29 protein-coding genes are annotated in these 18,267 nt (G+C 54.6%); all 29 read right to left on the bottom strand.

Features of this window, described 5'->3' with window-relative positions:
* Positions 1-17: 17 nt before the first annotated feature.
* Positions 18-401 carry a 30S ribosomal protein S13 gene (gene rpsM / locus HNR65_RS11265; protein ID WP_181551608.1) on the bottom strand — a complete coding sequence of 128 codons (384 nt, stop codon included), beginning with the start codon at positions 399-401 and terminating at the stop codon, positions 18-20.
* 16 nt (positions 402-417) lie between these two features.
* Positions 418-531 (bottom strand): 50S ribosomal protein L36, encoded by a 114-nt coding sequence (gene rpmJ / locus HNR65_RS11260; protein WP_181551607.1) that lies wholly within the window; start codon positions 529-531, stop codon positions 418-420.
* A gap of 65 nt (positions 532-596) precedes the next feature.
* Positions 597-815: a translation initiation factor IF-1 gene (gene infA / locus HNR65_RS11255; protein WP_181551606.1), complete on the bottom strand. Its 219-nt coding sequence runs from the start codon at positions 813-815 to the stop codon at positions 597-599.
* Between the two features lie 21 nt (positions 816-836).
* Positions 837-2,159 carry a preprotein translocase subunit SecY gene (gene secY / locus HNR65_RS11250; protein ID WP_181551605.1) on the bottom strand — a complete coding sequence of 441 codons (1,323 nt, stop codon included), beginning with the start codon at positions 2,157-2,159 and terminating at the stop codon, positions 837-839.
* Between the two features lie 2 nt (positions 2,160-2,161).
* Positions 2,162-2,602: a 50S ribosomal protein L15 gene (rplO, locus tag HNR65_RS11245; RefSeq protein WP_181551604.1), complete on the bottom strand. Its 441-nt coding sequence runs from the start codon at positions 2,600-2,602 to the stop codon at positions 2,162-2,164.
* 2 nt (positions 2,603-2,604) lie between these two features.
* Positions 2,605-2,787 (bottom strand): 50S ribosomal protein L30, encoded by a 183-nt coding sequence (gene rpmD, locus HNR65_RS17815; RefSeq protein WP_220128371.1) that lies wholly within the window; start codon positions 2,785-2,787, stop codon positions 2,605-2,607.
* 13 nt (positions 2,788-2,800) lie between these two features.
* Positions 2,801-3,301 (bottom strand): 30S ribosomal protein S5, encoded by a 501-nt coding sequence (rpsE, locus tag HNR65_RS11235; protein ID WP_181551602.1) that lies wholly within the window; start codon positions 3,299-3,301, stop codon positions 2,801-2,803.
* A 24-nt stretch (positions 3,302-3,325) separates the two neighbouring features.
* Positions 3,326-3,694 (bottom strand): 50S ribosomal protein L18, encoded by a 369-nt coding sequence (gene rplR, locus HNR65_RS11230; RefSeq protein WP_181551601.1) that lies wholly within the window; start codon positions 3,692-3,694, stop codon positions 3,326-3,328.
* Between the two features lie 39 nt (positions 3,695-3,733).
* Positions 3,734-4,267, bottom strand: coding sequence for a 50S ribosomal protein L6 (rplF, locus tag HNR65_RS11225; RefSeq protein ID WP_181551600.1), 534 nt, complete (start codon positions 4,265-4,267; stop codon positions 3,734-3,736).
* A gap of 14 nt (positions 4,268-4,281) precedes the next feature.
* Positions 4,282-4,677, bottom strand: coding sequence for a 30S ribosomal protein S8 (gene rpsH / locus HNR65_RS11220; RefSeq protein ID WP_181551599.1), 396 nt, complete (start codon positions 4,675-4,677; stop codon positions 4,282-4,284).
* 99 nt (positions 4,678-4,776) lie between these two features.
* Complete coding sequence (locus HNR65_RS11215; protein WP_181551598.1) at positions 4,777-4,962, bottom strand: type Z 30S ribosomal protein S14; 186 nt, start codon at positions 4,960-4,962, stop codon at positions 4,777-4,779.
* A 69-nt stretch (positions 4,963-5,031) separates the two neighbouring features.
* A complete protein-coding gene (rplE, locus tag HNR65_RS11210; protein ID WP_181551597.1) occupies positions 5,032-5,568 on the bottom strand; it encodes a 50S ribosomal protein L5 in 537 nt (178 codons plus the stop codon).
* Positions 5,569-5,592: 24 nt separating this feature from the next.
* Positions 5,593-5,922 carry a 50S ribosomal protein L24 gene (gene rplX / locus HNR65_RS11205; protein WP_181551596.1) on the bottom strand — a complete coding sequence of 110 codons (330 nt, stop codon included), beginning with the start codon at positions 5,920-5,922 and terminating at the stop codon, positions 5,593-5,595.
* A 55-nt stretch (positions 5,923-5,977) separates the two neighbouring features.
* Complete coding sequence (rplN, locus tag HNR65_RS11200; RefSeq protein ID WP_181551595.1) at positions 5,978-6,346, bottom strand: 50S ribosomal protein L14; 369 nt, start codon at positions 6,344-6,346, stop codon at positions 5,978-5,980.
* Between the two features lie 18 nt (positions 6,347-6,364).
* Positions 6,365-6,625, bottom strand: a complete 261-nt coding sequence (gene rpsQ, locus HNR65_RS11195; protein ID WP_181551594.1) for a 30S ribosomal protein S17 — start codon at positions 6,623-6,625, stop codon at positions 6,365-6,367.
* A gap of 16 nt (positions 6,626-6,641) precedes the next feature.
* On the bottom strand, positions 6,642-6,839 hold the full coding sequence (rpmC, locus tag HNR65_RS11190) for a 50S ribosomal protein L29 (RefSeq protein ID WP_181551593.1): 198 nt from the start codon (positions 6,837-6,839) through the stop codon (positions 6,642-6,644).
* A complete protein-coding gene (gene rplP / locus HNR65_RS11185; RefSeq protein ID WP_181551592.1) occupies positions 6,839-7,252 on the bottom strand; it encodes a 50S ribosomal protein L16 in 414 nt (137 codons plus the stop codon). The genes rpmC and rplP overlap by 1 nt, the downstream gene beginning before the upstream one ends.
* An 18-nt stretch (positions 7,253-7,270) precedes the next feature.
* On the bottom strand, positions 7,271-7,924 hold the full coding sequence (gene rpsC, locus HNR65_RS11180; protein WP_181551591.1) for a 30S ribosomal protein S3: 654 nt from the start codon (positions 7,922-7,924) through the stop codon (positions 7,271-7,273).
* Positions 7,925-7,939: 15 nt separating this feature from the next.
* Positions 7,940-8,278: a 50S ribosomal protein L22 gene (rplV, locus tag HNR65_RS11175; protein WP_181551590.1), complete on the bottom strand. Its 339-nt coding sequence runs from the start codon at positions 8,276-8,278 to the stop codon at positions 7,940-7,942.
* A gap of 30 nt (positions 8,279-8,308) precedes the next feature.
* Entirely contained in the window at positions 8,309-8,590 is a 282-nt protein-coding gene (gene rpsS, locus HNR65_RS11170) for a 30S ribosomal protein S19 (protein ID WP_181551589.1), read from the bottom strand.
* Positions 8,591-8,653: 63 nt separating this feature from the next.
* A complete protein-coding gene (gene rplB, locus HNR65_RS11165) occupies positions 8,654-9,478 on the bottom strand; it encodes a 50S ribosomal protein L2 (RefSeq protein WP_181551588.1) in 825 nt (274 codons plus the stop codon).
* Positions 9,479-9,494: 16 nt separating this feature from the next.
* Positions 9,495-9,782 carry a 50S ribosomal protein L23 gene (gene rplW / locus HNR65_RS11160; RefSeq protein WP_181551587.1) on the bottom strand — a complete coding sequence of 96 codons (288 nt, stop codon included), beginning with the start codon at positions 9,780-9,782 and terminating at the stop codon, positions 9,495-9,497.
* Positions 9,779-10,402 carry a 50S ribosomal protein L4 gene (rplD, locus tag HNR65_RS11155; RefSeq protein ID WP_181551586.1) on the bottom strand — a complete coding sequence of 208 codons (624 nt, stop codon included), beginning with the start codon at positions 10,400-10,402 and terminating at the stop codon, positions 9,779-9,781. Before rplD ends, rplW begins: the two co-directional genes overlap by 4 nt.
* Before the next feature lie 87 nt (positions 10,403-10,489).
* Complete coding sequence (gene rplC, locus HNR65_RS11150; protein ID WP_181551585.1) at positions 10,490-11,119, bottom strand: 50S ribosomal protein L3; 630 nt, start codon at positions 11,117-11,119, stop codon at positions 10,490-10,492.
* Positions 11,120-11,140: 21 nt separating this feature from the next.
* On the bottom strand, positions 11,141-11,452 hold the full coding sequence (gene rpsJ / locus HNR65_RS11145; RefSeq protein WP_220128370.1) for a 30S ribosomal protein S10: 312 nt from the start codon (positions 11,450-11,452) through the stop codon (positions 11,141-11,143).
* 13 nt (positions 11,453-11,465) lie between these two features.
* Positions 11,466-12,659: an elongation factor Tu gene (gene tuf / locus HNR65_RS11140; RefSeq protein ID WP_181551574.1), complete on the bottom strand. Its 1,194-nt coding sequence runs from the start codon at positions 12,657-12,659 to the stop codon at positions 11,466-11,468.
* A 127-nt stretch (positions 12,660-12,786) separates the two neighbouring features.
* A complete protein-coding gene (gene rpsG, locus HNR65_RS11135; RefSeq protein ID WP_181551584.1) occupies positions 12,787-13,257 on the bottom strand; it encodes a 30S ribosomal protein S7 in 471 nt (156 codons plus the stop codon).
* A gap of 48 nt (positions 13,258-13,305) precedes the next feature.
* The gene (gene rpsL / locus HNR65_RS11130) at positions 13,306-13,677 is read right to left on the bottom strand and encodes a 30S ribosomal protein S12 (RefSeq protein WP_181551583.1); all 372 of its coding nucleotides are present in this window, start codon (positions 13,675-13,677) and stop codon (positions 13,306-13,308) included.
* A gap of 169 nt (positions 13,678-13,846) precedes the next feature.
* The gene (gene rpoC / locus HNR65_RS11125) at positions 13,847-18,265 is read right to left on the bottom strand and encodes a DNA-directed RNA polymerase subunit beta' (RefSeq protein ID WP_181551582.1); all 4,419 of its coding nucleotides are present in this window, start codon (positions 18,263-18,265) and stop codon (positions 13,847-13,849) included.
* Positions 18,266-18,267: the final 2 nt, after the last annotated feature.

The following is an 18,267-nucleotide window of genomic DNA, read 5'->3' as shown; positions in this document are numbered from 1 at the left end:
CTTTACATAAATTTCAATTACTTTTTCTTGACTCCGCCCTTTTTCTTCACTGCAGCCCGGCGCGGGCCCTTTCGGGTTCGCGCATTGGTAGAGGTCCGCTGGCCGTGTGCCGGAAGCCCCCTGCGATGCCGCAGTCCCCGGTAGCAGCCAAGATCCATGAGACGCTTGACGTTCATGGAGATTTCAGTGCGCAGCTCCCCTTCAACCTTGTAATCATTGTCAATGATCCGGCGGATCTGGTTTATGTCCGAATCAGTCAGGCTGTCTGTCTTGATGGTCTCGTCGATGCCGAGCCTGGACAGAATCTCCCTGGAAGTGGAGTAGCCGATGCCGTAAATGTAGGTCAGGCCGATGAGTATCTGTTTGTTTTTCGGTAAATCGACTCCTGCAATACGTGCCAATGTGCTCGCCTCCTTATTATCCCTGCCGCTGTTTGTGCCGCTTGTTGATACAAATCACCCGGACCGTACCCCTGCGCTTGATAATCTTGCAATTACGGCATATCTTTTTTACAGATGCTCTGACTTTCATAATTGCTCCTCGTGTGCATTGCCTGTCAATCCATGTAAACATGTTTGCAGCCGCCGGCGCGTCTGCTACTTGGTGCGGTATGTAATCCGTCCCCGGCTCAGGTCATAAGGGGAAAGCTCCACAGTCACATTGTCCCCGGGCAGAATCTTGATAAAATGCATCCGCATCTTACCGGACAGATGCGCAAGAATCATATGCTTATTCTCCAGTTCCACCTTAAACATTGCATTGGGAAGGGTTTCGATAACCTTGCCCTGAACCTTGATGGCTTCTTCTTTTGCCATGCAAATCCCCCGCTTCTGCTGTTACCGGCCCTTGCGCTTTGCGCCCGCCGGAGACATAAATCCTTCGTAATTCCTGGTAATCAGGTGCGACTCGATCTGCCGGACCGTATCAATGGAAACCCCAACCACAATCAGCAGCGCAGTGCCGCCAAAATAAAACGGGACGTTAAACTTGGTCATCAAAATCGAGGGCAGCACGCAGACAGCTGACACATACAAGGCTCCTCCGAGGGTGATGCGGGTCAAAACCCGGTCAATATAATCGGCCGTCCGCTTTCCCGGCCGTATGCCGGGTATGTAGCCGCCGTACTTTTTCATGTTCTCTGCCACGTCTACAGGATTAAAGACAATGGCGGTGTAAAAATAACAGAAAAAGAAGATAAAGGCCACAAACATCAATTCATAAATCAGGGAACCGGGCATCAGGGCATTGGAAACAGTCTCCATCCACGGGACGCCGGAGAAAAAACTGGCCAGAGTGGAGGGAAACATGATCAGCGACGATGCAAAAATAGGCGGAATCACACCGGATGTGTTGATTTTCAGCGGCAGATGCGTACTCTGCCCGCCGTACATCCGGCGACCGACCACCCGCTTGGCGTATTGCACCGGAATGCGCCGCTGGCCCATTTCCATGAAAATGATAAACGCCACAACCCCCACCATGAGGATCGAAAGAATGATAACGCCAAAAACCCCCATTTCACCGGTGGTCATCATGCGAAACGTGTTGCCGATGGCAACAGGAAGGCGCGCGACAATTCCGGCAAAAATGATCAGAGAGATACCGTTTCCGATACCGCGCTCACTGATCTGCTCGCCGAGCCACATGATAAAAGCGGTTCCGGCGGTCAGGGTGATCATGGTCATGAGACGAAAAGACCAGCCCGGTTCAATGACAATAGGCGCATTTCCGGGCGAGGTCATGTTCTCCAGCCCGATGCTGATGCCGAATCCCTGGATCAAACTCAGCGCCACCGTACCATAGCGTGTGTACTGGGTTATTTTTTTCTTTCCCTGCTCGCCTTCTTTTTTCAGCTGTTCCAAATGCGGAATCACCACAGTGAGCAGCTGAATGATAATCGAGGCGCTGATGTAGGGCATAATCCCCAGGGCAAAAACCGAAAGACGCTCAAGGGCCCCGCCGGAAAACATATCAAAAATACCGAAAATGGTATTCTGATGCTGGGCGAAAAAAGCGGCCAGGGAATCTCCGTCAACGCCCGGTGTCGGAATATGCACACCGACTCTGTAAACCCCCAGCAGGGCCAGGGTAAACAGAATCCGGCGTTTGAGCTCCGGTATCTTAAATATATTCTGTACGCCCGGACCCGTCGCAGCCATGTTTATGCCACCTCAACTTTGCCGCCGGCCGCCTCGATCTTTTCTCTGGCACTTTTGCTCGCAGCCGCCACGCGTACATTGACTGCAGTGCTGATCTCCCCCTGCCCCAGCAGTTTGACGGGTTTGTTTTTCCCATTGATCACGCCTGCTGAAATCAGAGCTTCGCGATCAATGGTGCTCCCTTCGGAAAAGCGTCCAAGATCCCGGACATTGACCACGGAATAATCTTTTCTAAACGGATTTAAAAATCCGCCCTTGGGCAGGCGCCGCTGAAGCGGCATCTGGCCGCCTTCAAAGCCAGGGCGTACACCGCCACCGGAACGACTGTTGTGGCCCTTGGTGCCTCTGCCCCCGGTTTTTCCCGTACCCGAGGCCACTCCCCGGCCGAGTCGTTTCCGATTTTTCGTGCTGCTTTTTTCCGGTATGAGTTCATGCAATCTCATGATTATTGTCCCTCTACGCGAACCAGGTGCGAAACTTTGCCGACCATGCCGCGAATCGCTGGAGTATCAACCAGTTCCACTGTTTTGTGCATCCGGGTCAGCCCCATGCCCTGCAAAATTTTGCGATGCTTGGCAGGGCGGCCATAATAGCTTCGAACAAGGGTGATTTTGAGTAAGTCGGCCATTTGCCAAATTTCCTTATATCGAAAGTTCTTCTGCCTGTATCCCGCGCTTGCTGGCCACCTGATCCCTGCTCTGAAGCTGGGCAAGACCGTCCATGGTAGCCCGGACTGCATTGTGCGGATTGTTTGAACCGATGCATTTTGTCAGGATGTTGCGAATCCCAACGGCTTCCAAAACCGCACGGACAGCACCGCCGGCAATCACGCCGGTACCCTTTCCCGCTGGCTTTAAAAAAACCGATCCCGCACCGAATCTGCCATTGACCGAATACGCAATCGTTCCATCCTCCAGAGGCACGGCTATCATGCTTTTCTTCGCTTTTTCAACGCCTTTGCGAATGGCCTCGGGCACTTCATGGGCCTTTCCAAGACCGAAGCCCACATTGCCCTGTCCGTCGCCAACGACGACCATGGCGCTGAAGCTAAACCGCCGGCCGCCCTTGACCACTTTGGCCACGCGGCTGATATGAACGACCTTGTCAATAAACAAGTTCTCGTCTGTTTCCTTCTTGAGCAAGGGATCGCCTCCTTATTCTCTTTATTAAAAATCCAACCCGTTTTTTCGCGCCGCTTCGGACACAGCCCGAACCCGGCCATGGTACATGTACCCGTTGCGGTCAAAAACCACCGACGTAATGCCTTTGCCTGAAGCCCGCTGGGCGAGAAGCTTGCCGATTTCATCGGCAGCAGCCACCTTATTTTCGTATTTGCCCTGATCCCGGACCTGCTTTTCCATTGTGGAAGCCGAAGCCAGTGTCTCACCGCGGGTATCATCAATGATTTGCGCATATATGTGCCGTGCGCTGCGGAAAACCGTCAGTCTCGGACGCTGGGGCGTACCCTGCACCTTCTTCCGGATTCGTTTTTTCCGCTTGATACGCATGGCCTCACGTTTTTGTGTCGAACCCATAATCGCCAATCCCTGTTGTACATGAAGATAATGAAAGGATTATTTCGCTGTTTTGCCGGCTTTGCGCTGAATCTGTTCTTCGGCATACTTCACGCCCTTGCCCTTGTAAGGCTCGGGCGGGCGCATCTGCCGAATGGAAGATGCCGCAAAACCAAGCAGTTCCTTGTCGATGCCGGAAAGCCGGATGGCTGATTTGTCCACCGCCGCGTCAATGCCCTCGGGAAGAACAAAATGAATGGGATGCGAGTACCCCAGATGCAATTCCAGATTGCTCCCCTTGATCTCGGCCCGGTATCCAATGCCGTTGATTTCCAGGACCCGCACAAAGCCGCTGCTCACCCCGGTGATCATGTTGGCCACCTGAGCCCGGGTAGTGCCCCACAGCGACTTGGCTTTCTTATCATTGCGCGCCACGCTCACCACAACCTGCTCATCGCCGAGTTCCAGGGTGACCTCCGGATGAATCTGCCGGGTAAGCGTCCCCTTGGGCCCCTCCACAGTAAGCATGCCGCTGTTAAAGCTCAGTTTTGTTTTTTCCGGTACGGGTATCGGTTTCTTGCCCACGCGAGACATTTTTGACTCCTTGACTACCAGATATTGCAGAGAACTTCCCCGCCGATGTTTTCCTTTTTGGCCTGCCTGTCGGTCATGATCCCTCTTGAGGTCGACAGAACAGATACGCCCAGGCCGTTTAACACCGGCCGGATCTCGTCTTTTGCGACATAGACACGGCGGCTGGGCTTGCTGACCCTTTCCAGGCCATAAATCACGTGCCGGTCATTGGCGTCATATTTCAGAAAAACCCGCAGAAAACCCTGCTTGTTGTCCTTGATGAACTTATAGTTCTTAATGTAGCCTTCCCGTTTCATCACGTCCGCCATGGCGACCTTGATGTTAGCACCGGGAATATCCACACTTTTGTGTTTTGCCTTGCCGGCGTTTCGAATGCGGGTCAACATATCCGCAAGTGGATCACTCAACATGGCCTACTCCGTTTTTTATCAAAATAAAATAATGGAAATTCACAATCCGTCCTTTTCCCTTGATCATACTTCCATGCCACAGCCCCTGATTCCGGGCGTCTACCAGCTTGATTTTTTCACGCCCGGCAGCAGACCTTCGGAGGCCATATTTCGAAAACAGATGCGGCAGATGCCGAATTTGCGCATGTAGGCCCTGGACCGTCCGCAAATCGGGCAACGGTTGTACGCCCTGACCTTAAATTTGGGTTGTTTCATCGCCTTTTCGCGAAGCGCTTTTTTCGCCAAACTTTCTTCCTCCTTATCCGTGGATCCGGATCCGTGAAAACTCCACCTGCCCGGGTGCGGTTTTCCCCATTAATTGCGAAACGGCATCCCAAGGAGCCGAAGCAGCTCCTTTCCTTCCGGATTGGTTTGGGCCGTGGTGACAATGGTGATATTCATCCCTTTGATGGATTCCACCTTGTCATACTCTATTTCCGGAAAGATAATCTGCTCTTTGATGCCCAGGGTATAATTGCCGAAACCGTCAAACGCTTTGCCCGACACCCCGCGAAAATCCCGGACCCGCGGCAGGGCGACATTGACCAGTTTTTCATAGAAATCATACATCCGCTGCTGACGCAGGGTGACCATGCAGCCGATGGGCATGCCCTCGCGCACCTTAAAAGCAGCCACCGACTTCTTGGCCCGGGTCACCACGGGCGCCTGGCCTGTGATCACCTTGAGCTCGGCCTGGGCGGAATCCAGCACTTTTATATTCTGAATGGCCTCTCCAAGTCCCATGTTGATGACAATCTTATCCAGCCTGGGGACCTGGTGAATGTTTTTGTACTCAAAGGCCTTCCGCAGTCCGGAAATGACCTCGTTTTGATATACCTCTTTCAGTGACATGAAATACCCTCCGGTTATGACCTGCTAGGCATCGAGATGTTCTTTACATTTACTGCAGATCCGCACCTTTTTGCCGTCTTCCAGGCGCTTGTTCCCAATTCGGGTGGGCTTGGCGCATTTGGCGCAGACCAGCATCACATTGGATGCGTCAATGGGCGCCTCACCCTCGATAATGCCGCCCTGACGGCTCTGGGGCCCGGGTTTCTGATGGCGCTTGACCATGTTGACATTTTCCACCATCACACGATTGTGTTTGCGGTCCACGCTGAGCACGTTGCGAATCTTTCCCCGATCCTTGCCGGCAAGGACCTTGACCTTGTCATTTTTCTTGATGCGACACTTGACTTTTTCCATGAACCGTTTCCCTCCCGGCCTGATTCTATCCATAGGATCGATAAATAAGGCTGTGTTACAGAACTTCCGGTGCCAATGAGATGATTTTCATGAACCGGTGCGCCCGAAGCTCGCGGGCCACCGGCCCAAAAATACGGGTTCCAACGGGTTCCCGGTGCTGATTGATCAGCACTGCAGAATTATCGTCAAACCGGATATAGGAGCCGTCAGGCCGACGGGTTTCCTTTTTGGTGCGAACCACCACGGCCTTTAACACATCGCCTTTTTTGACCTTTGAATTGGGTATGGCCTCTTTGACCGACACCACAATGATATCTCCGATGCGGGCGTACCGTCTTCGGCTGCCTCCGAGGACCTTGATGCAATACACCTCTTTTGCGCCGGAATTATCTGCAACAGACAATCTTGTTTCCGCCTGGATCATTTTCTTTATCCCCTGTGATCAAACCGCTTTTTCGATGATCTGGCTTATGCGCCAGCGCTTGCGCTTACTAAGCGGTCTGGATTCCGTAATCATCACCCGGTCACCGATACCGCAGGTATTGTTTTCATCATGGGCTGCATAACGGGCCCGGCGGCGGACAAATTTCTTGTACACCGAATGGCGTACGAGCCGTTCCACCTGTACCGTCACGGTTTTGTCCATCTTGTTGCTCAAAACCGTTCCCACCAGTTGTTGTTTCATCCCTCGTGTCTTATTCATTGGCCAATCATCACCGCTATCTGTTAGTGAACGCCTGCTGACGCTTTATGGTCTTGATCCGCGCTATGTCGCGGCGGACCTGATTGATGCGCCTGGGATTTTCGAGCTGCCCGGTCTTGTGCTGGAACCGCAGATTAAAAAAGGTCTGCACCAGGTCCTCGAGCCGGCTTTCAAGTTCGTCAGGGCCAAGGCCCCGAATTTCTTTGGCTTCCATCAGATCTGGCTCCTTTCGACGACCTTGGTTTTAATCGGCAGTTTGTACGCAGCCAGCCGAAGCGCCTCATGGGCCAGTTCACGGGGAACACCCTCCATTTCGTAAAGGATGCGCCCCGGCTTGATCACCGCTACCCATGCCTCGGGTGCGCCCTTGCCCTTACCCATCCGGACTTCAGCAGGCTTTTTGGTAATCGGCTTGTCCGGAAAGATCCGGATCCACATTTTACCACCGCGTTTGACCTTTCGGGTCATGGCAATACGTGCGGCCTCAATCTGACGGGAGGTGATCATTCCGCATTCAACAGCCTGCAGGCCATAATCACCGAAGTTCAGGCTGGAACCGCGCTCAGCCTTGCCCTTCATGCGGCCTTTCTGGCGTTTTCTATATTTTACCTTTTTGGGACTCAGCATGGTATAGACTCCTGTAAATTACTGCCGCTCGGCCGGTATCTGATCATCGGCCAGAATCTCACCCTTGAAAATGTAGACCTTTACACCAATGGTGCCATAGGTGGTTTCAGCAACGGCCAGCCCGTAATCAATGTCGGCACGCAGCGTGTGCAAGGGGATCCGCCCCTCTTTGTACCACTCGATCCTCGCCATTTCAGCACCCCCGAGCCGCCCGGAGCAAATGATCTTAACCCCCTTGGCGCCAAAGCGCATGGCAGAAGAAACACATCTTTTCATTGCCCTGCGAAAAGCCACCCGGCGTACCAGCTGATTGGCGACATTTTCAGCCACCAACTGGGCATCAAGCTCCGGCTTGCGCACCTCCTGGATGTCCACCATGACTTCTGCGGAAACCAGTTTTTCAAGCTCCTTTTTCAGGGCTTCGATCTCAGAGCCTTTTTTGCCGATGACAATACCGGGACGGGCTGCATAGATGCGGAGCTTGATCCGTTTGGAGGACCGTTCGATTTCGATCTTGGAGATACCGGCATGGTACAGCTTTTTCTTTAAAAACTGCCGGATCTTGTGATCCTCGAAAATATAGCCGGCGTATTCCTTGTCCGCATACCACCGCGAACTCCAGGTGCGGTTGATTCCCAGCCGCATGCCTATGGGATTGACTTTCTGACCCAAACCACCTACCTCCTTTTATGCGCTGCCTTGGCCGACGATGACCGTTATATGACTAGTACGCTTTAATATCCGTGTCGCACGACCCCGGGCACGGGGACGAAACCGCTTTAACATGGGCCCTTCATCCACAATGATGTTCTTGATGACCAGTTGGTCCACATCTATGCCCGCATTCTGATCGGCGTTGGCCACTGCAGAGCGCACGATCTTTTCCACCATCCCCGCGGCTTTCTGCGGCATGAACTTAAGCGTGTTAAGCCCGGACTCCACCGGCTGGCCCTTGACGGTCCCGATGACCTTCCGCACCTTTTGCGGTGATATGCGCATGTATTTGCCTGACGCCTTCACATCCATATCCGCATCCTCGATTCGTTTAACGATTGACTACTTCTTCATTTTGGATTTTTTGTCCCCGGCATGCCCGTAAAAGGTCCGGGTCGGCGAAAATTCGCCCAGTTTGTGTCCGACCATATTTTCGGTCACGAAAACGGGGATGAATTTTTTTCCGTTATGCACGGCCAGGGTCAGGCCCACCATTTCGGGAATGATGGTCGATCGCCTGGACCAGGTCTTGATGACTTTTGCGCTTCGGGCCTCCTGGGAAATAACCACTTTGCCGTGAAGCTTGGGTTCTACGTAGGGGCCTTTTTTTAACGAACGCGGCATAATTGCTCCTGCTTATTACAACAGTGTTCTGGGTATAAATAATGCGCGATAACCATTCGCATCTTACCTGCGCCTCTTGACAATGAGCCGGTCGCTCTGCTTGGTGCGCTTCCGGGTTCGAAAGCCCTTTGCCGGCATCCCCCAGGGAGAACAGGGGTGACGTCCGCCAGAGGAGCGGCCCTCGCCGCCGCCCATGGGGTGGTCCACCGGATTCATGACAACACCCCGGGTCCGGGGCCGGCGGCCGAGATAGCGCTTGCGCCCGGCCTTGCCCAGGGAAACATTGGAATGATCCGAATTGCCGATCTGCCCGATGGTGGCGCGGTTGGCCACCAACACCATCCGCACTTCCCCGGAGGGCAGCTTAACGGTCGCATACCGGCCTTCCTTGGCCATAAGCTGGGCAAATCCGCCTGCGCTTTTCACCAGCTGACCGCCCCGGCCGGTCCGAAGCTCTATATTGTGCACATGGGTGCCAAGGGGTATATGGCTTAAGGGCAGACAGTTGCCCGGCCGGATTTCGGCTTGCGGTCCGGACATGACAGTCTGGCCAACGACCAGTTTTGCGGGCGCAAGGATGTATCGTTTCTCACCGTCTGCGTAATACAGCAAAGCAATGCGGGCAGACCGGTTGGGGTCATATTCAATGGCTGCCACCTTTGCCGGCACTCCGTCCTTGTCCCGCTTGAAATCGATGATCCGGTAAAACCGTTTAGTACCGCCGCCCCGATGCCGGGCCGTAATCCGGCCGTTGGCATTTCTGCCGCCGGTTTTCTTAATGGGCTTTAACAGATGCCTTTCCGGCTCTTTCTTTGTAATCTCCGAAAAGGTGGAATATGTCTGAAACCGGCGTCCGTGGGACGTGGGTTTTACTTTTTTAGTCGCCATTGGTCGTCACCTTTGCTTATGCACCTTCAAAAAATTTGATCCGGCTGCCGGGCATCAATGTCACGATAGCTTTTTTCCAGTCCTTGCGCTTGCCCAAAATCCGGCCCCGCCGTTTGAACTTGCCCTTGACCCGCATCGTCCGAACCGAGCGAACCTCGACGTTGAAAATCGACTCAACAGCCTTCCGGATCTGAACCCGATTGGAGGCAGGCGCCACCTCAAAGGCCACTTGGTTGAGTTCTTCCCGGGCGATATTGGTCTTTTCCGTATCCACCGGACCTAATATGATATGATAGTCTTTCATGCAGCCAATCTCCCTTCAATCCCCTTGATCGACGGTGCCAGCAGAACCAGGGTCTTGTGGTTCAAAATATCGTATACATTGAGCCCTTCAACCCGCAACACCTTGACGCCCGGAATATTTCTGGAGGACAGCTCCAAGGTTGCATCCTTTTGATCAATCACGATCAGCGGTTTTTCCAGTTCAAGGCGCTGAAGCGTCGAAGCAACGGCCTTTGTCTTTACCTGATCGAGGGCAAATCCGTCAAGCACAATTATTTCATTGTCCTTCAGCTTTGCCGACAAAGCCATTTTCAAAGCCAGACGACGGACTTTCTTGGGGACCTTGTATGAGTAATCCCTCGGCTCAGGACCGAAAATTACGCCCCCGCCTCTGAGCAGCGGGCTTTTCACGTCCCCCCGGCGTGCACGTCCGGTGCCTTTCTGACGAAACAACTTTTGGGTGCTGCCCCGTATCTCGGAGCGGCGCTTGACTTTGGCCGTTCCCCGGCGACGGTTGGCCAGCTGCATCCGAACCACCTGGTGCAGAACGCTTTGTTTGACCCCGACATTGAAAATCTCCTCTGAAAGGTCGATTTCCGATACGGTCTCACCCTGTATATTTTTGACTTCCACGACAGCCATGGTCTCCCTCTTTGCATTGCATCCGGCTTATGATGACGGCATTTTCCAATCGTTGAACCCGAACCCCGTCCTGGCAGCCTCCGGAATTTACGACTTTTTCGCCTTGCAGATCTCCACGATCGCGTTTTTCGGACCGGGCACCGCACCCTTGACAAGGATCAGGTTCTGGTCCGGGCGGACATCAACCACTTCAAGGTTTTTGGTGGTCTGCCGCACGTTTCCGTACTGACCGGGCATCTTCTTTCCCTTGGCCACCTTGGAAGGCCAGGCGCTGTTTCCGATAGAGCCGGGTATCCGATAGCAGCGACCGCCATGGGTCTTTCGGCCAAGGGAAAAGCCGTGCCGCTTGGTAACACCGGCAAAACCGCGACCCTTGGTTTTTCCGGCAATATTGATCTTATCCCCCACGGAAAACATCTCCATGGTCACCTGCTGGCCCGGCTCGAACTGTTCCGGTTCTTTGACGGAAAATTCCCGCAGGCGGTAGAAACCTGTGCCGCCGCTTTTATCAAAATGGCCCTTCAGCGGCTTGGTCAACCGATGTTGCTTTTTTTCCTTAAACCCAAGCTGCAGGGCGTCATAACCGTCGTTGGCCCTGGTCTTGATCTGGGTTACGGTGCACGGGCCAGCCTGAATGACTGTCACCGGCAAATATTGCCCATTACTGGCAAATATGCCCGTCATTCCCAGTTTTTTCCCGAGTATTCCTTCACTCATTTTCGCCACCTGGTCCTTATCCTACAATTTAATATCCACATCCACGCCCGGAGACAAATCCAGCTTCATCAGGGCGTCTACCGTCTGCTGGGTGGGATCCTGGATGTCCAATAACCGCTTGTGGGTCCGGACCTCAAACTGCTCCCGGGATTTCTTGTTCACATGGGGAGAGCGAAGCACCGTGTATTTATTGATGCGTGTGGGCAGGGGAATGGGTCCCACCACCCGGGCACCTGTCTTGCGGGCAGTATCGACAATATCCCGGACCGACTGATCCAGCAGTCTGTGGTCGTAAGCCCTTAACCGGATTCGTATTTTGGTGTTTGGTATCATGACAGTCCCGTATCTATTCTATGATTTCACTGACAACACCGGCCCCCACGGTTCGGCCGCCTTCACGCACTGCAAAGCGCAGCCCCTCCTCCATGGCGATCGGGGTGATGAGTTCGGCTGATATCGTTACGTTATCGCCCGGCATCACCATCTCAACCCCATCGGGCAGCGTGCACACCCCGGTAACATCCGTGGTCCGGAAATAAAACTGCGGCCGATAGCCCGAGAAAAACGGCGTGTGCCGTCCGCCTTCATCCTTGCTCAGCACGTAAACCTCGGCCTTGAACTTGGTGTGCGGCGTTATCGTTCCCGGTGCGGCAACCACCTGGCCGCGCTCAACCTCGTCGCGCTTGGTACCCCGCAAAAGCAGACCCACGTTGTCGCCGGCCTGGCCTTCGTCAAGCAGCTTGCGAAACATCTCCACGCCCGTACAGGTCGTGTTGATGGTCGGACGCATGCCAACGATCTCGATCTTGTTGTTGACCTTGATGATCCCGCGCTCCACACGCCCCGTGACAACCGTGCCACGGCCCGATATCGAAAACACGTCTTCCACCGGCATCAAAAAGGGCTTGTCAACGTCCCGCTCCGGCTCGGGAATGTAGGCGTCCGTGGCCTCCAGCAAGTCCCAGATCGGCTTTACATCCTCGCTGTCCGGATCGTCGCTTTCCAGTGCCTTAAGCGCGCTGCCCCGTATGATCGGGGTGTTGTCACCGTCAAACTCGTAATTGTTTAAAAGCTCCCGAAGCTCCATGTCCACAAGCTCGATAAGCTCCTCGTCGTCGACCATGTCGCACTTGTTTAAAAACACCACGATCTGAGGAACGCCAACCTGGCGGGCCAAAAGTATATGCTCGCGGGTCTGGGGCATGGGGCCGTCATCTGCGCCCACAACCAGAATCGCCCCGTCCATCTGGGCCGCACCTGTGATCATGTTCTTGATATAGTCGGCATGCCCCGGACAATCCACATGTGCGTAATGCCGGTTGTTGGTCTGATACTCCACGTGAGCCGTGGAAATCGTGATCCCACGGGCCTTTTCCTCGGGCGCCTTGTCAATCTTGTCAAACGGAATAAACTCCGCCCAGCCCCGCAATCCACAATGCTTGGTGATCGCCGCGGTCAATGTCGTCTTGCCATGGTCAATATGACCGATCGTTCCCACGTTTACATGCGGCTTGGTCCGCTCAAACTTCTGCTTTGCCATTTTCCACCCTCTTGCTCAAACGGGTTTGCCATTGAAATAAATCTGAATCATCTGCAATCAGATACTTTGCCCATCCAAAAAGGAAAAACTGGATGGGCAAGGGATATCAAAACCAAAATACCTTCGGCTACCACCGGTAATGGGCAAAGGCCTTGTTGGCCTCGGCCATGCGGTGTGTATCCTCGCGCTTCTTAACCGAAGCGCCCCGCTGCTGGGCGGCATCCATGAACTCACCGGCCAGTTTCCTGGCCATGCCCTTTTCCGGCCGCTTTTCCGCATAGGTGAGAATCCACCGAATGGCCAGGGCGGTCTGTCGCATTGGCCGGACCTCTGTGGGCACTTGGTATGTGGATCCCCCAACCCGCCGGGACTTGACTTCCAGCTGGGGTTTTACATTGCCCAGTGCCTGCTCGAAAATCTTTAAGGCCGGCTCATTCATCCGCTTCTCAATGATATCAAAAGCTTCATAGATCAACGACTGGGCCGTGCTCTTTTTCCCGTCTTTCATTACGGAATTGACAAACCGGGATACGAGCGGACTTTTATACTTGTAATCCGGAATAATTTTTCTTTCAGGGATTTCTCTTCTTCTCGGCATTGCCTACACCATTTTTTTTCAGATACAAGTTGCACCCCGGATATCGCTTTACTTGGGGCGTTTGGCTCCGTACTTGGACCGACCCTGCTTCCGGTCAGTCACTCCAAGCGTATCCAGGGTACCGCGAACAATGTGATACCGGACACCGGGAAGGTCCTTGACCCGGCCCCCGCGCACGAGTACCACCGAGTGTTCCTGGAGATTATGTCCGATGCCGGGGATATACGCGGAAACCTCCACCCCTGTTGTCAGACGAACCCTTGCCACCTTTCGCAGGGCGGAATTGGGCTTTTTGGGCGTGGCCGTATAAACTCTGACACACACACCGCGCTTTTGCGGCGAAGCTTTAAGCGCAGGCGCACCCTTTTTCTTCTGAATCTGCTTGCGGCCCTTGCGAACCAGCTGATTAATCGTCGGCATGCTATCCCCTATCCATTACAAATCATTCATATATTCACAATGTTTATAGTGCTAAGCTAAAATAACAAACAATACCCTTAAATCATGGTGGTGTCAAGCTTTTTTCTTTTACCTGCCGGCACCATTTCAACCGCCCCGCATATAACCGGACAGGGCCTGACGTCGCTGCTTAGTATTCAGCAGCGATATCCGGCCGCCCGTATTCATTCCGGCCCGTTCCTGCGGGGATCAGCCGGCCCATGATTACATTTTCCTTCAACCCGCGCAGACCGTCATAGGCACCTGCGATGCTGGCATCTGTCAGCACCTTGGTGGTCTCCTGAAAGGAGGCCGCAGAGATAAAGCTGTCTGTGGACAGAGAGGCTTTTGTAATTCCCAGAATGAGCGGCTCGCCCACCGCCGGGGTCCCGCCCTGCTCCACAACCGCCTGGTTGGTTTCCTCAAACTCGATTCTGTCCACCTGTTCCTCGGGAATAAAAGCGGTGTCGCCAACGGTCTGAATTTTGACCCGGCGCATCATCTGCCGCACGATCACCTCGATATGCTTGTCGTTGATGCGAACCCCCTGGAGCCTGTAGACTTCCTGAACCCCGTTTAACAAATAACGGGCCAGCTCGACTTCGCCTTTGATACTCAGGATATCCTGCGGGTTGGGGCTGCCTGCGGTCAGCGGTTCTCCGGCCTTGACATAGTCGCCGTCATATACGCTGATGTGGCGCCCCCGGGGAATCAGGTATTCCTTTTTCTCGCCGGCATCAACCGGTGTCACGGTCAGGCGCTGCTTTCCCTTCTTTGTGGCCTTGGCAATGGCCACAAAGCCGTCAATCTCGGATAGAACCGCGGCTTCCTTGGGTTTGCGCACCTCGAAAAGCTCGGCGACCCGCGGCAGACCACCGGTAATGTCCTTGGTCTTGGTGGTTTCCCTGGGAATCTTTCCGATAATGTCACCCGCCCGCACATGGTCGTGCTCCTCCACCATCAGAATGGTGTTGACCGGCAGCACGTACCGGGCCGGTCCGGAGCCAGGGATATTGGCTGTTTTGCCTTCCTTGTCCTTTATGGAAATTCTGGGCCTGGCGTCCATTCCCTTGGATTCCACCACGGTAAGACTCGACTTGCCGGTCACCGGGTCAACCCGTTCCTGCAGCGTCCGGCCGATCACCAGGTCCCCGAACTTGACCTTTCCTTCCACTGCGGTGATGATCGGAGTGGTGAACGGATCCCAGGAAGCCAGCAACTGGCCGGCCTCCACCCGCTGGCCGTCTTCGACCAGGATGTCTGCGCCGTAGATCACCGGGCACCGTTCCAGTTCCCTGCCGGAATCCGAAACAACGGAAAACTCTCCCCCTCTGCGGTTCATGACAATTTTGCGGTTTTCCGCATTCACAGCCACATTAAGCTTGTTGTACTTGACAATCCCCTGCACGCGGGCGCGGATTTCAGCTTCCTCCACCCGCCGGCTGGCAGTGCCGCCGATGTGGAAGGTTCTCATGGTCAGCTGGGTGCCGGGTTCGCCAATGGACTGGGCGGCAATTATGCCAACCGTCTGACCGATTTCCACAAATCCGCCATGAGCAAGATCCCGGCCGTAACACATGGCACACACCCCGAACCGGGAACGGCAGGTGAGCACCGAGCGGATTTTCACACTGGTGACCCCGGCCTGGCTGATGCGGGCAACTCCGGATTCATCGATTTCATCGCCCCGGCGGATCAGCACCTCGTCGGTGAACGGATCCTGCACGTCTTCCAGGGCAATTCTGCCCAGAACCCGCTCTTCAAGGGGCTGGATCACTTCTCCGCCTTCGAGAAGGGCTTCGACCTCAATGCCCATTACTGTGCCGCAGTCATGCTCCATAACGGTGCAGTCCTGGGCAACATCTGCCAGGCGGCGGGTCAGGTATCCGGAGTTGGCGGTTTTCAGCGCCGTATCGGCAAGCCCTTTACGGGCACCGTGGGTGGAAATAAAATACTGGAGCACAGAAAGCCCTTCCCGGAAATTGGCGGTAATGGGCGTTTCAATGATCTCGCCGGATGGTTTTGCCATCAGGCCCCGCATACCAGCCAGCTGCCGCATCTGGTCCTTGCTGCCGCGGGCGCCGGAATCAGCCATCATAAAAATCGGGTTGACCGTTTCTCCACCGGTTTTGTCGCTCATGTCGGCAAGCCGCTTATCATCGACCTGAGCTGCATCCTTCTGCAGATCGGTCATGATATAAGGCTTTTCCATTGCCTCCATCATCTTGTTGGCAATCTCGTCGGTGGCACGGGCCCAGATGTCAACAACCTTGTTGTATTTCTCCCCCTGGGTAATCAGACCCTCGGTGTACTGGTGGTTGATCTCGGCCACCTCTTTTTCCGCAGCCGCGTGAATGTCCCACTTGCTTTCCGGAATAATCATGGCGTCAATGGAAATCGACAGCCCGCCGGCAGTGGAATAGCTGTAACCGATGTTCTTGAGCCGGTCGGCCAGAATCACCGTGGCCTTGGGCCCCTTGTGCCGGTAGGTATAATCGACCAGATCCTGCAGGGCCTTTTTGTTTAACACCTTGTTGATGGTGTCAAAAGGAATCTCAGAGCGTTTTTCAATAACCTGGAATACATGGTATTGATCGCCCACGTGAATAATCCCGCTGACATCGCCTTCATCCAGGGAAAACACCGACTCCACCTCAAAATCCGGAAGCTGGAAGATTTCCTGAAACTCTGGGGCGTCCAAAAGACCGATATTTCCTTCATACGTCTTATCAAACGCCTCGGAATAAGGCTTGACAAGATCACGAAACGGGGTGCCCTCCTCCACCGCCTCCACGACGTCATCGGCCTTGTCCCTGTCTGTGACCATGATGTGGCGAAGGATGTAGCTGTCTCCCTTGGGAATAATTTCCCACAGCAGCACGCGCCCCACCGTGGTTTCCACGCGCTGGCCCTTGATACGCACGGTGACCTTGGCATGGAGATCCACCACGCCGGCGTCATAGGCCACGCGCACCTCCTGGGTGTCGGCAAACTTCATTCCGCTGCCGCGGGCACCGCTCAGGCCCAGGGTCATGTAATAAATGCCAAGGACGATATCCTGGGTGGGCACGATGATGGGGCTGCCGTTTGCAGGCGACAAAATATTGTTGGATGCCAGCATCAGCACCCGGGCCTCGATCTGGGCTTCCATGGACAGCGGAATGTGGACGGCCATCTGGTCGCCGTCAAAGTCGGCGTTAAACGCGGTGCAGACCAGGGGATGGAGCTGGATGGCCTTTCCCTCGATGAGCACCGGCTCAAAAGCCTGGACGCCCAGGCGGTGAAGCGTCGGGGCGCGGTTGAGCATCACCGGGTATTCCTTGACCACCTCGTCCAGGGTATCCCAGACCTCGGGAGTCCGCTTTTCCACCCATTTCTTGGCGCTTTTAACAGTGGTGACGATGCCTTTTTGCTCCAGGCGATGATAGATAAAGGGCTTGAACAGCTCCAGGGCCATTTCCTTGGGAATCCCGCACTGGTGCAGCCGCAGATCCGGGCCGATGGTAATCACGGACCGGCCGGAGTAGTCCACGCGCTTGCCCAGCAGGTTCTGGCGGAACCGGCCCTGCTTACCCTTTAAGGTCTCGCTCAGGGATTTTAATGGGCGCTTGTTGGTGCCGGTGACCACCCGGCCCTGGCGGCCGTTGTCTATGAGCACGTCAACGGATTCCTGGAGCATGCGCTTTTCATTGCGTACGATGATATCCGGCGCCCGGAGTTCCATTAAACGACTCAGCCGGTTGTTGCGGTTGATCACCCGGCGGTAGAGGTCATTTAAATCCGAGGATGCAAATCGCCCGCCTTCCAGCGGAACCAGCGGCCGCAGATCCGGGGGCAGCACAGGAATGACGTCTAAAATCATCCAGATGGGGTCCAGGCCGGACTTGCGAAACGCATCCACCACCTTGAGCCGCTTGGCCAGTTTCTTGCGCTTGGCATCAGAGCCGGTCTCCATGATCTCGGTACGCAGTTCCTTGTACAAGGCCTCGATATCGATGCGCTCCAGGAGAATCTTGATTGCCTCCGCCCCGATGCCCGCCTCGAACTTGTTGCCGTAAAGCTGCCGCGCCTCCCGGTATTTTTCCTCAGAGAGCAGCTGCAGCTTGGAAAGGCCCGTGTCCTTGGGATCGATCACGATAAAATTGTCAAAATACAGAACCTTTTCCAGGTTCTTTAAGGTCAGGTCCAGCAGGTTGCCGATTTTGCTCGGCAGACTGCGCAAAAACCAGATATGGGTTACGGGCGAAGCCAGATCAATGTGGGCCATGCGCTCACGCCGAACCTTTGACTGGATTACCTCCACGCCGCATTTCTCGCAGATGACACCCCGGTGCTTCATGCGCTTGTACTTGCCGCAGTTGCACTCATAGTCCTTGATGGGGCCGAAAATCTTTGCGCAGAACAAACCATCCCGTTCCGGTTTAAAGGTCCGGTAGTTGATGGTCTCGGGCTTCTTGATCTCGCCGTGCGACCAGCTCCGGATCTGTTCCGAGGAGGCCAGGGCCACCCGGACGCCTTTGTACCGGTTGGGATTTTTCGGCTTGATGAAAAAATCGTAGATCGTTTCCAATG

This window comes from Desulfosalsimonas propionicica, assembly GCF_013761005.1.
Lineage (GTDB): Bacteria > Desulfobacterota > Desulfobacteria > Desulfobacterales > Desulfosalsimonadaceae > Desulfosalsimonas > Desulfosalsimonas propionicica.
Note: the sequence above shows the minus strand (reverse complement) of the source record. Positions and strands in the feature narration are given on the sequence as shown.